This window comes from Nonomuraea sp. ZG12, assembly GCF_052068115.1.
Classification (GTDB): domain Bacteria; phylum Actinomycetota; class Actinomycetes; order Streptosporangiales; family Streptosporangiaceae; genus Nonomuraea.
The window spans coordinates 22,476-33,904 of the sequence record NZ_JBQHCW010000035.1; the positions used below are offsets into that span (position 1 = coordinate 22,476).

Genomic DNA, 11,429 nt, shown 5'->3' on the forward strand with positions numbered 1-11,429 from the left:
GCCCTGGCCCTGCCCCGGTCGCGAGAAGTGCCCAGGCCATGGAGACCCCAACGTACGCGGACGCGGTGACTCCGATTGGCGTGTTCGTCGCCCTGGCCGGGCTGGGCGCGGCGGTGTACGGGCTGTTCTCCGACCGGGCCCCGGCAGGCGCGCAAGCTCGGGCTGCCCGGCCTGAGGTGTCGGCTTCGGGGACCGGGTCGGCTGCGGTCGGGGGTGACAACGTCGGGATCATCTCCACCGGCGACAACGCGACCAACAGCGTGGCGGACCCTTCGTCGAAGCGTCCGCCCCGGTGAGCGCCGGGTGGCGGTGGTGGCGCAGGCCGGCCAAGACTTCTCACTCGGCTGCTGAGGCGGTCCGTGAGGTGCCCGCGCCGCCCGTACCCCTAGCCGAGCCTGCCCTGAACGGATCTGGCTTTCGGGGTGTGGCGGGAGACCCGAGGTCGGCCGCGGTCGGAGGTGACAACCCCGGGATCATCTCCACCGGCGACAACACGACCAACACCCAGATCCAGCTGCCCGAACAGGCGCTACGGCCGGTCGAGGAGGTGGCCGCGCCGCGTGGGACGAGCAACGTGCCCTCCACTGGGAGCCTGTTCGTCGGCCGCGACGAGAACGTGAGCGATCTGCGGGCGGCGCTGGCACACAGCCACGGTGGGGTGGTGGTGGCCGCGGTGCACGGGCTGGGCGGGGTCGGTAAGTCCACCCTGGCCGCCCACTACGCCCTCACCCGGCTCGATACGGCGAATCCGGTCTGGTGGTTTCCCGCCTCATCCGCGGCGGCGGTGGAGGCGGGACTGGCCGGACTGGCCGTCGCGCTACAAGCGGAGCTGAGGGCCGGCCTGCCGCTGGAATCGCTCGCGCAGCGGGCTCTGGCCTGGCTGGCCGCCCATGACGAGTGGCTGCTGATCGCCGACGACGTCACCCACCCCGACGACGTCGCTCCGCTGCTCGCGCGGACCCGGGCCGGGCACGGCCAGGTACTGATCACCAGCCGCCTGGGCCAGGGCTGGCACCGCCTCGGCACCCGGGTCCTGCGGCTGGACGTGCTAGATGAGGAACCGGCGATCGACCTGCTCGTTCAGACCGCCACCCACGACCGGCCCGAAAGCCGCGACGACCCGGACTGGTTCGACGCCGCCGATGGGGCAGCCGCGTTGGTGCGGGAACTGGGTTGCCTGCCGCTGGCGGCCGAGCAGGCCGGCGCCTACATGCACCAAAACCGGCTGACCGCCCGCGCCTACCTGAACCTGCTGGCCAACTATCCGGCCACCATGTACGACCAGCCCGCCCACGGCTCGGACGCCGAGCGCACCATCGCGCGGATCTGGCAGATCACCTTGAACCGGCTGACCGCCACCCCGCTGGCCGGACAGGTATTACGGATCCTGGCCTGGTATGCCCCCGAGCCGATCCCCCGCAGCCTGCTCGACGGCCTAGCCCCCGCTCCGGACCTGCAGCGGGCCCTCGGAGCTCTGGCCGCCTACAACATGATCACCCTCACCGGCGCCGACATCACCGTGCATCGGCTCGTCCAGGCCGTCTCCCGTACCCCTGACCCCGACGACCCGCACCGTCAGGCCGCCGACATCGACGCCGCCCGCGAACAGGCCACCCACCTGCTCAACGACGCCCGCCCCAGGTCGCACTGGGACCCGGTCGACTGGCCTGCATGGCGAGTGCTGCTGCCGCATATCACTGCCCTGGCCGACCACACACCCCCCGCCCTCGACACCGGCGTCAGCGGCCACCTAATCGCCGAGACCGGGCTCTTCCTCAAGAACCAGGGCGCCGTTTTCCGCGCGATCGACTACCTCCAACGCGCGCTCACCTACTACGAGCGGGTGCTGGGCGGCGACCACCCCGACACCCTGACCTCGCGCAACAACCTCGCCGGCGCCTATCGGTCGGTGGGGGATCTGGACCGGGCCATCTCGCTGTTCGAGGTGACGCTGGCCGTCTGTGAGCGGGTGCTGGGTGCCGACCACCCCGACACCCTGGCCTCCCGCAACAACCTCGCCGACGCCTATCGGTCGGTGGGGGATCTGGACCGGGCCATCTCGCTGCACGAGGCCACACTCGCTGACTGTGAGCGGGTGCTGGGCACCGACCACCCCGACACCCTGACCTCCCGCAACAACCTCGCCGGCGCCTACGAGTCGGCGGGGGACCTCGGGCGGGCCATCCCGCTGTACGAGGCCACGCTGGCCGAGCGGGAGCGGGTGCTGGGCGCCGACCACCCCTCCACCCTCATCTCCCGCAACAACCTCGCCAGTGCCTACCAGGCGGCGGGGGATCTGGGCCGGGCCATCTCGCTGCACGAGCGCACGCTGGCCGAGCGGGAGCGGGTGCTGGGTGCCGACCACCCCGACACCCTGACCTCCCGCAACAACCTCGCCGGCGCCTACGAGTCGGCGGGGGACCTCGGGCGGGCCATCTCGCTGCACGAGCGCACGCTGGCCGTCTGTGAGCGGGTGCTGGGTGCCGACCACCCCGACACCCTGACCTCCCGCTACAACCTCGCCGGCGCCTACGAGTCGGCGGGGGACCTCGGGCGGGCCATCTCGCTGTTCGAGGCGACGCTGGCCGACTGTGAGCGGGTGCTGGGTGCCGACCACCCCTCCACTCTCACCTCCCGCAACAACCTCGCCGGCGCCTACGAGTCGGCGGGGGACCTCGGGCGGGCCATCTCGCTGTTCGAGGCGACGCTGGTCGAGCGGGAGCGGGTGCTGGGTGCCGACCACCCCTCCACCCTCACCTCCCGCAACAACCTCGCCAGCGCCTACGAGTCGGTGGGGGACCTCGGGCGGGCCATCCCGCTGTACGAGGCCACGCTGGCCGAGCGGGAGCGGGTGCTGGGTGCCGACCACCCCTCCACCCTGGCCTTCCGCAACAACCTCGCCAGCGCCTACGAGTCGGCGGGGGATCTGGACCGGGCCATCTCGCTGTTCGAGGCGACGCTGGCCGACTGTGAGCGGGTGCTGGGCGGCGACCACCCCAACACCCTGGCCTTCCGCAACAACCTCGCCGCCGCCTACGAGTCGGCGGGGGACCTCGGGCGGGCCATCTCGCTGTTCGAGGCGACGCTGGCCGACTGTGAGCGGGTGCTGGGCGCCGACCACCCCTCCACCCTCATCTCCCGCAACAACCTCGCCTACGCCTACGAGTCGGCGGGGGATCTGGGCCGGGCCATCTCGCTGCACGAGCGCACGCTGGCCGACTGTGAGCGGGTGCTGGGCGCCGACCACCCCGACACCCTGGCCTTCCGCAACAACCTCGCCGCCGCCTACGAGTCGGCGGGGGACCTCGGGCGGGCCATCTCGCTGCACGAGCGCACGCTGGCCGAGCGGGAGCGGGTGCTGGGCGCCGACCACCCCTCCACTCTCACCTCCCGCAACAACCTCGCCGGCGCCTACCAGGCGGTGGGGGACCTCGGGCGGGCTATCCCGCTGTACGAAGCCACGCTGGCAGACTGCGAGCGGGTGCTGGGTGTGGATCACTCAACAACGCGAACCGTGCGGGCCAATCTGGCAGCGGCTTTGAGATAGCGCGCCACTGAAGAGCCGTTCATCCCTGCAAGTCGGCGACCTTCAACCCCGTGAGTTCTTAACGGTGCCGCTTTGGCGGAGTTGGCGTAGGTCTGGGATGTGGTTGTACAGCGTCCCCGGGCTGACGCCGAGCAGTTTGGCGATCGAGGTGATCGAGTTCTCGGGGTTGGGGAGCATGTCGCGGGCGGCGCGCAGTAGTTCGGGGGTGATGACGGTGGGCCGTCCGCCGGTGCGGCCGCGGGCTTTGGCGGCGGCCAGGCCGTCGCGGGTGCCGGCGACGATGAGCTCGCGGATGAATTCGGCCAGGGCGGCGAAGACGTGGAAGATGAGCCGGCCGCCGGGGGTGGTGGTGTCGAGGTTTTCGTGCAGCGAGGTGAAGCCGATCTCGCGCTTGCGGAGTTCGCCGACCATGGTGATGAGGTCGGCCAGGGAGCGGCCGTAGCGGTCAAGGGACGGCACGACCAGCGTGTCGCCCTCGGTCAGGAACGCGTGGCAGGCCGCGAGCTCGGGCCGCTCGGCGCTCTTGCCGGACTTCTTGTCGGCGAACACCTTCCGGCACCCGGCCGCCTTGAGCGCGTCCAGCTGGCGTTCGAGGTTCTGGCCGGCGGTGGAGACGCGGGCGTAGCCGATACGGATCTCGCTGCGGTGGGCGGGGAAGGCGGCCAGCGGGTCGGCGGGCGGCTGCAGGACGTCGGTCACGCCCGCCATCCTCTCAACAAACGGTGATTCGAGGTTGTTGAACCACCAGGGTTGTTGAACGAGTTTTTGAAGGCTCAGAGGGCCGCCTGCGGGTCGGTCGGGCGGGTCTTCAAAAAACGATCGCTAAATGAAGCCTGCCCGCACCACCTCAAGATCAACGGTCGGAGTGCCATCGCTTCGGCAGCATCCGTCTCCACCACCTGATAGGTCTCGCAGCATTTTCGGCGACGACGACTGCCTCAAGATTTTCCCGTAGTTCGGTGGTCGGCGCCCAGTATCCGCTCACTGTCGGCGAGAGTGGCCTCGTGCAGAGGGATGGCCTGGTTCAGATCGCCCGCCGCCCGGTAGGCGCAGGCGAGATTGTTGCGGGAGGTCAAGGTGTGAGGGTGGTCGGCGCCCAGCACTCGCTCCCGGTCGGCGAGGGTGGTCTCGTGCAGGGGGATGGCCCGGTCCAGATCCCCCGCCGACTCACAGGCGCAGGCGAGATTGTTGCGGGACTGCAGGGTGTCGGGATGGTCGGCGCCCAGCACCCGCTCCCGGTCGGCCAGCGTGGCCTCGTACAGCGGTATAGCGCGGTCCAGATCCCCCGCCGACTCATAAGCGCCGGCCAGGATGCTGCGAGAGGCCAGGGTGTTGTCACTGAAGAAACTCGCCCGGCGCCTACCCGCCTGGACAGACGGCCGCATCACCCTCACCACCGAACGCCCGGCCTGAAGCAGGCCGCCACCACATTGGCGCGGTCGCCCCGCCACTCGGCACCTTCTAGATCGTCAAAATCTGTGATCTCGTAGTCGCGGGGGTCCGCCGCTGGCGGTACCTCCCCCGCATATTCAGCGACTTCATGCCGCAGTGGGGGACGGCGGCGGCCGAACAGGTGGCGAAGGACAAGCCCGACACCGGCGGCTTCACCGCCCGGTCGGGTAAGACGGGGGAGCAGCAGATGGGGACGGTGATCGTGAGGATGCGGGAGCTGGCCGAGGCCCCGTCACGGGTGTGGATCGCGGTCAGCGGGATCATCGGCCCCGCCACGCAGCACCACATTCGGCAACGCCTGCACCATCATGCTGCGGCCGGAACCAGCGCGTTCTACCTCGATCTACGGGAGCCACGGTGCACCGAGGGGATGACGCGGGAGGACATCAGGGCTGTGTTCGACGCCTGCCCCGACGCGGACCTCCATCTCATCGGCGCACCGGACGACATCCTCGACGTGTTCCGCAACGACCCGCGGTTCACCGTGCACCCCAGCCTGGAGTCCGCGTGGAACATCTGGTCCCAGGGCGAGTGACGCACGAATCAGTGCGCCAGTGGCAGGACCGCGGAGACGGCCTTGCCGCCGGCGCCGATACTGACGGCCACGTCCTGGGCCAGGTCCTGCACCAGGTGCCAGCTGAGCCCGCCCGGCCGGGCCGGATCGGGCGGCAGCAGCCGCGGAGGCAGGCGGCTGGCGTCCTCCACGGTCACAGTCACGGTCCCGGGTCCTGCTTTCAGGCCGAATCCGGTGACACCGCCGGCATGCTGCACCGCGTTGGTGACCAGTTCGGACACCACCAGCAGCACCGTTTCCGTCTCCGCCCCGCCCACCGACGAGCCCTCGATCAACGTCACCCGCTCCGCGCCTGGGCCGACTCGTCCGCCAGGGGCCCCTCGAGCAACCCGGACGCGGCCAATATCAGAAACGGACTAACGCCCTCTGGGCGTGAGTTGTGAGCGGTCCTACGCGGACGAGAGTGCGCCTTGGCGGATGAGGTCAAGGAGTCCGGGAAAGCTGTTGTCGAGGTCCTCGCGGCGCAGGACCGGCAGGCGCTGTGTGCCGTCGGCCTTGCATACGGTGATGCCCGCGTTGAGCAGCTTGGTGAGGTGATAGGAGCAGGTCGAGGCTGGTAGCGAGACCTGTTCGGCGATCTCGCCGGCCGTCCGCAGCCGCCCGTCGAGCAGCAGCTGCACGATGGCCAAGCGGCTGTCGTCGCCGAGCACGGCGAAAACCTTGGCCAGACTGGGCAAGGGTATCGGGGTCGATGTTCGAGGATCGCGCGCCATAGACCCATGCTACCGTAGATTCAGTATTTCCAAGATCATGGAAATTACCCCCTATCCGCGAGGACTGAAGATGTTCGATGACAATCAGATCCAGTACCTGCTCGACCGGATCGAGATACAGGACAAGATCGCCCTCTACGGGCTGGGACAGGACCTGCACCAGGCCGACAGCGGAGACGGCAACGTGCTCGCACAGTGGGAGCAGTTGTTCACCCCCGATGTCAAGATCGACGCCACCGCCGCGGGTGCGAAGGTCTTTGAGCTGCGCGAGTACGCCGAGTTGATGCGCGGCAAGGACCTGGTCGGCGGCACCGCGGGCCTGGGCTTGTCGTTCAACGCCTGGCAGCACATCGAAGGACACGCCACAGTCAGCATCGCCGGCGATACCGCTCACTCGATCACCCCACATCTGCACATGCATGCCAGCCGGGACGGAGCCAGCAACACGTTTGCCGTCGGCTACTGGCACGACGACTGGATTCGCACACCCGCGGGCTGGCGGATCTCCTTCCGGCGTGTGGAGCACCTCTTCTTCCAGACCTTCCCCACCGTCGAGACTCCCCAGATCGTGTCAGGCGTCGATCCCGTCTGACCGCGCCGAGCCGAATGCCCTCTCAGAGCTCTCCGGAAGACGGGTCCCAGCTGCCCGGAACCCGGACCAGCTAATATCACCGCCCGGGGACTGCCGGACCGGACGGCACCGCGCTCTGGAGGCGTCCGGTCCGACAGCCTCCCCCTTTTCGAGGGTGGGCACGATAACCGGGACGCGGAAGCCGGGGCCGGGCAGGACACGGTGGGGCCCGCCGGTCCAACAGCCCCGCCAGCCCTCACCCGGGCGCCTGGGGCGCACGCAAGGTGTCCGGCGGCACGAAGCCCTGGCATCCGAGGAAAGACCAGGGCTGCCGCTCATGTGACGTGGCCCCGACGCCAGAGCGGAATCGGGGCCCGCAGATCCCCGAGCCCGCCTGGTACCAGCGCCAGGACAACCCGCCGAACTCCTCCCTGATCGTGTGGACCGGCACCGGCTGGAGAACCCTGGTCTGGACCAACTGGCAGACGGGGATCATCGCCTAGGAGCTCGGCATCGGCGCCGGCGGCCCGTACGAGTGGGCGGAGGCATGGAGACCCCGGCACCCCGACCGCGACCTGCACGACTGGACCCAGGAAGGCCGCGAGCTGTGCAACCTCTTCCCCGAGCCCACCTTTGAGGAACGCACTCAGCGCCACGACGCTGCGCGCCGCGCCTGGCAGCAGGCTCTCGTGGACGCGCTCGCCGAGCGAGGCGGCATCACCCGGGACCAGGCGGCCGACCGGCTGGCCCAGGGCGGAGAGAAGTACCGCCAGCTTCTCGACGTGGGGCAGGCCACCATCGCCCGCGCCCTGAACACCGCCCGCCGCGCTCTTCCCGAGGGCCCTGAGCGCACCGCGATCCGGCACGCCCTGGACGACCTCACTGCCCGGCACCTGCCACCGGCTGACGCCGAGCGCATCGCCGGAGCCCAGCTCGACAGTGAGATCGAAGCGGAGCGGGCCCCCGACGTAACCGCCTGGTGCCGCCGGGCCGTCGCCGAGTACCTCGCGCCTGCCCCCGACCCGGTCGCGGCTGGCATCGATGGGCTCCGCCTCAGGAGTGAGGCACGCCGAAGGGCCGGGGCATCTTGCTGCCCCGGCCCTTCCGGTTGAGCGTCGCGCTCCGGTGATCACCGCCACTTGTGCTTGCGGGAGTTGCGGCCGTAGTGGCGATCACTGATCATCTGCCGGGCCTCATCGGCGTTGTCCTGGTGCTGCTTGGCTGCCCAGTCGTGGCCCTGGTCGGAGCGGCTGGCCGCTGGGCGGGAACCCATTCCGCCACGCCAACTCACCTCACGTCGGCCTGCACGTTGTGGGGGCGTGCAGACCACTTCGCGCATTCGTGCAGACGACTTCGGAAACTGACACCGTCCCGAAACAGGCCTCTGGGGAGGATCGGACCGGGTTTTGGCGGTAGGAAGACGATCTTGACGACGATTCGGTGAAGGCGGGTATTTGCCCTGGTTGACCGTCATAACGTCCCTGCTCATGCCTGTGGATTTCCTCTCTGATGAGCAAGTGGCCCGCTACCGCCGGTTCCGGGGCGAGGTGTCGGCGGCGGAACTGGAACAGTTCTTCCGTCTGGACGTCAAAGCGTTGGAGGTGCTGGCCGGTAAGCGTCGTCCGGCCGCGAAGCTGGGGTGGGGTGGGCGGTGGGGCACCGTGCGCATGCTCGGTACGTTTCTGGCCGATGGTCCCTTGGACGTTCCCTCCGAGGTGATGGAGTTCGTCGCCGCGCAACTCGACGTCGATCCGGCGTGCGCGCCGGAGTACCTGACTCGCCCGAAGACCGCCTACGAACATGCCTGGGAGATCCGGGACCTGCTGCAGCTGGTGGAGTTCTCCAAGCATGAGTATGAGGTGCGCGACTATCTCGCCGCGCGGGTGTGGTCGACGGTCGAGGGGCCGCGGGCGTTGTTCGACCGGGCCGTGGTGCACATGCTGGGGGCGGGCATTCTGCTGCCCGCCGGGATCACGACCCTGACCCGGCTGATCAGCGAGGTACGCGGCCGGGAGAGCGCGCGGTTGTATCGGACGCTGGCTGAGCGGGCCGGGCCGCAGTTGCGGTCGGCGCTGGCTGGGCTGCTCCAGGTGCCCGAGGGTGGGCGGGTCTCGGAGCTGGAGCGGCTGCGGACCCCGCCGAGGAAGGCCTCGGGCCGGGTGATGACGGCGGAATTGCTCCGGGTCGCCGAGATCGGGGCCCTGGGTGCGGGGGCGGTGCCGGTGGAGCCGGTGCCGGCGGTGAAGATGGCGGCGCTGGCCCGGTATGGGCTGGCCTCCAAGGCGCCGACTCTGCGCGATCTGGAAGGCGACCGGCAGGCGGCGACGCTGCTGGCCACGGTGCGCCACCTGGGTGGTTCCTCCATCGATGACGCTCTGGACGTGCTGGATGTGTTGATCACCTCCAATCTGCTGGCCCGGGCGGAGCGGGCGGGCAAGGCCGAGCAGCTGCGGACCTTTCCCAAGTTGCGCAAGGCGGCGCGCACGATGGCCTCGGCGGTGGAGGTGCTGATGTCGGCGCCGGAGGCCACGGCCGATCGGCTGGTGTCGCTGGTGGAGGTGTGGAAGGCGATCGACGCGGCGGCTGAGTGGCGGGCCGAGCTGGTCAAGCGGTATCGCACCGTGCAGGGGTTCATCGAGCTGCTGCTGGAGGTGATCGGGTTCCGGGCGGTGGAGGCCGGTGCCGATGTGCTGGCGATGGTGCGGGAGGCCGCGACGATGGCCAAGAGCCGCCGCCGGTACGGGCCGGGCGACATGAGCCGCCATGACCATCTGATCACCGGGTCGTGGCGGCCGCTGGTCTACCGCAACCCCGACCTGCCGCCGGGGCAGATCGACAAGGCGGCCTTCGTGCTGTGCGCGGTGATGCACCTGCACCAGGCGCTGCGCCGCAGGGATGTGTTCGCCGAAGGGTCGGATCGGTGGAGCGATCCGAGGGCCCGCCTGCTGGAGGGAAAGGCGTGGGAGCAGGCGCGGGCGAAGGTTCTGACGTCGCTGGAGCTGGAGAGCGAACCGGCCGCGCATCTGGCCGAACTCGCGAACGCGCTGGAGGGCGCCTACGTGCGCGTTCTGGACGGTCTGGGCGCCAACACCGCGGTGCAGTTCACCGGCGGCAGGCTCCGGGTCGAGAAACTCGGCGCCGCCGAGGAGCCGCCGCTGATGAAGGAGTTCCGCACCCTGGTCGACGCGATGCTGCCCCGGGTGGACTTCCCCGAGCTGCTGCTGGAGGTCTTCGACCGCACCGGCCTGTCGGCCGACTTCACCCACATCTCCGGCGCGGACTCGCCCATGGAGGACTTCGCCACCAGCTTGTGCGCGCTGGTCGTCGCCGAGGCGTGCAACGTCGGCCTGGTCCCGATCGAGAAACCGAACGTTCCCGCCCTGACCCGGGCCCGGCTGCTGCAGGTCGACCAGGGGTATCTGCGCGCCGAGACGATCGCGGCGGCCAACGCCCGCCTCATCAGCGCCCAGGCCGACCTCGACATCGTGGGCACCTGGGGCGGCGGGCACATCGCATCGGCCGACGGGCTGCGCTTCGTCGTGCCGGTGCAGAACCTGCACACCGGGCATAACCCGATCTATTTCGGCCGCCAGCGTGGCGCGACCTGGCTGAACGTGGTCAACGACCAGGTGATGGGCATCGGTGGCCTGGTCGTGCCGGGCACGCTGCGCGACTCGCTGTTCATTCTGGACGCCATCTGCTACCTGGACGGCGGCCGCAAACCGGAGACGGTGGTCACCGACACCGCCTCCTACAGCGACATCGTCTCGGGGCTGTTCGCGATCTGCGGCTACCAGTTCTCCCCGCGCATCGCCGATCTGGGCGACACCCGGCTGTGGCGGATCAACGCCCGCGCCGTCTACGGGCCGCTGGACCACATGTCCCGCCATGTGATCCGCCTGGATCGCATCCGCGCCCACTGGGGCGACATGCTGCGGGTGGCCGGTTCGCTGACGATGGGCACCGTGCGGGCCTATGACCTGATCCGGATGCTGTCGGCCGACGGGCGAACCACGGGCCTGGGCGAGGCGTTCGCCCACTACGGGCGCATCTTCAAGACCCTGCACCTGCTGCAGTACATCTCCGACTCCGGCTATCGGCGGATGATCGGCACCCAGCTGAACGTGCAGGAGGCGCGGCACCGGCTGGCCCGCAAGATCGCCTTCGGCAACCGCGGGCAGCTACGTCAACGCTACCGGGAGGGCATGGAGGACCAGCTCGGCACGCTCGGCCTGGCCTTGAACGCGGTCGTCTGGTGGAACAGCCTCTATCTGGACGCCGCCGTCAAGCACCTGCGCGCCCAGGGCTTCCCCGCCACCGATGACATGTGCGCCCGGCTGTCGCCGATCCAGTACGACCACATCAACTTCCTGGGCCGCTACGCCTTCACCCGCGCCGACCTGGCTGCCGGTCTGCGCCCCTTCCACGCGGGCCTGGATACGCAGGGCTGAGCCGGGGATGAGCGTGTCGACTGGCGGAGCTGCCGGCCGGGCAGGACCGGGTGGAGGAAGCCATCACGATGCTGCGCTCCTGGCCGAAGGCTGCAGGTTATAGGCCGGATTGGGACTGTGG

General features: G+C 69.7%; 12 protein-coding genes. 7 read left to right on the forward strand and 5 right to left on the reverse strand.

Annotated features, from left to right (window positions below; translation table 11 throughout):
- Positions 1–38: 38 nt before the first annotated feature.
- Positions 39–296, forward strand: coding sequence for a hypothetical protein (locus ACTMTF_RS45120; protein ID WP_441116249.1), 258 nt, complete (start codon positions 39–41; stop codon positions 294–296).
- 128 nt (positions 297–424) lie between these two features.
- On the forward strand, positions 425–3,547 hold the full coding sequence (gene fxsT / locus ACTMTF_RS45125) for an FxSxx-COOH system tetratricopeptide repeat protein (RefSeq protein ID WP_441116250.1): 3,123 nt from the start codon (positions 425–427) through the stop codon (positions 3,545–3,547).
- Positions 3,548–3,589: 42 nt separating this feature from the next.
- Here the strand turns inward: fxsT and ACTMTF_RS45130 are convergent, their stop codons facing one another.
- Together ACTMTF_RS45130 and ACTMTF_RS45135 are read right to left on the reverse strand one after the other, a co-directional pair.
- Positions 3,590–4,246, reverse strand: a complete 657-nt coding sequence (locus ACTMTF_RS45130; RefSeq protein ID WP_441116251.1) for a recombinase family protein — start codon at positions 4,244–4,246, stop codon at positions 3,590–3,592.
- A 239-nt stretch (positions 4,247–4,485) separates the two neighbouring features.
- Entirely contained in the window at positions 4,486–4,932 is a 447-nt protein-coding gene (locus tag ACTMTF_RS45135) for a tetratricopeptide repeat protein (RefSeq protein WP_441116252.1), read from the reverse strand.
- A 155-nt stretch (positions 4,933–5,087) separates the two neighbouring features.
- Here ACTMTF_RS45135 and ACTMTF_RS45140 point away from each other — a divergent pair, with 155 nt between their 5' ends.
- Positions 5,088–5,534, forward strand: a complete 447-nt coding sequence (locus ACTMTF_RS45140; protein ID WP_441116253.1) for a hypothetical protein — start codon at positions 5,088–5,090, stop codon at positions 5,532–5,534.
- An 8-nt stretch (positions 5,535–5,542) separates the two neighbouring features.
- Here ACTMTF_RS45140 and ACTMTF_RS45145 read toward each other — a convergent pair whose 3' ends face one another.
- Together ACTMTF_RS45145 and ACTMTF_RS45150 are read right to left on the reverse strand one after the other, a co-directional pair.
- The gene (locus ACTMTF_RS45145; RefSeq protein WP_441116254.1) at positions 5,543–5,854 is read right to left on the reverse strand and encodes an ATP-binding protein; all 312 of its coding nucleotides are present in this window, start codon (positions 5,852–5,854) and stop codon (positions 5,543–5,545) included.
- A 108-nt stretch (positions 5,855–5,962) separates the two neighbouring features.
- A complete protein-coding gene (locus tag ACTMTF_RS45150) occupies positions 5,963–6,286 on the reverse strand; it encodes an ArsR/SmtB family transcription factor (protein WP_441116255.1) in 324 nt (107 codons plus the stop codon).
- Positions 6,287–6,323: 37 nt separating this feature from the next.
- Here ACTMTF_RS45150 and ACTMTF_RS45155 point away from each other — a divergent pair, with 37 nt between their 5' ends.
- The 3 genes from ACTMTF_RS45155 to ACTMTF_RS45165 all read left to right on the forward strand — a co-directional run bounded on the left by ACTMTF_RS45155 (position 6,324) and on the right by ACTMTF_RS45165 (position 7,969).
- Positions 6,324–6,878, forward strand: coding sequence for a nuclear transport factor 2 family protein (locus tag ACTMTF_RS45155; RefSeq protein WP_441116256.1), 555 nt, complete (start codon positions 6,324–6,326; stop codon positions 6,876–6,878).
- A gap of 323 nt (positions 6,879–7,201) precedes the next feature.
- Positions 7,202–7,360 carry a hypothetical protein gene (locus tag ACTMTF_RS45160; RefSeq protein ID WP_441116257.1) on the forward strand — a complete coding sequence of 53 codons (159 nt, stop codon included), beginning with the start codon at positions 7,202–7,204 and terminating at the stop codon, positions 7,358–7,360.
- A gap of 186 nt (positions 7,361–7,546) precedes the next feature.
- Positions 7,547–7,969 (forward strand): hypothetical protein, encoded by a 423-nt coding sequence (locus ACTMTF_RS45165; protein WP_441116258.1) that lies wholly within the window; start codon positions 7,547–7,549, stop codon positions 7,967–7,969.
- A gap of 17 nt (positions 7,970–7,986) precedes the next feature.
- Here ACTMTF_RS45165 and ACTMTF_RS45170 read toward each other — a convergent pair whose 3' ends face one another.
- Positions 7,987–8,130: a hypothetical protein gene (locus ACTMTF_RS45170; protein WP_441116259.1), complete on the reverse strand. Its 144-nt coding sequence runs from the start codon at positions 8,128–8,130 to the stop codon at positions 7,987–7,989.
- Between the two features lie 214 nt (positions 8,131–8,344).
- On the opposite strand from ACTMTF_RS45170, the gene ACTMTF_RS45175 reads away from it, so the two are divergent.
- The gene (locus ACTMTF_RS45175; RefSeq protein WP_441116260.1) at positions 8,345–11,308 is read left to right on the forward strand and encodes a Tn3 family transposase; all 2,964 of its coding nucleotides are present in this window, start codon (positions 8,345–8,347) and stop codon (positions 11,306–11,308) included.
- Positions 11,309–11,429 lie beyond the last annotated feature (121 nt).

Bases quoted from the DNA above. Each gene is read 5' to 3' on its own strand.
- ACTMTF_RS45120 (WP_441116249.1), top strand. From the start codon at position 39: ATGGAGACCCCAACGTACGCGGACGCGGTGACTCCGATTGGCGTGTTC.
- ACTMTF_RS45155 (WP_441116256.1), top strand. From the start codon at position 6,324: ATGGAAATTACCCCCTATCCGCGAGGACTGAAGATGTTCGATGACAAT.
- ACTMTF_RS45175 (WP_441116260.1), top strand. From the start codon at position 8,345: ATGCCTGTGGATTTCCTCTCTGATGAGCAAGTGGCCCGCTACCGCCGG.
- ACTMTF_RS45150 (WP_441116255.1), bottom strand. From the start codon at position 6,286: ATGGCGCGCGATCCTCGAACATCGACCCCGATACCCTTGCCCAGTCTG.
- ACTMTF_RS45140 (WP_441116253.1), top strand. From the start codon at position 5,088: ATGCCGCAGTGGGGGACGGCGGCGGCCGAACAGGTGGCGAAGGACAAG.
- ACTMTF_RS45170 (WP_441116259.1), bottom strand. From the start codon at position 8,130: ATGGGTTCCCGCCCAGCGGCCAGCCGCTCCGACCAGGGCCACGACTGG.
- ACTMTF_RS45135 (WP_441116252.1), bottom strand. From the start codon at position 4,932: ATGCGGCCGTCTGTCCAGGCGGGTAGGCGCCGGGCGAGTTTCTTCAGT.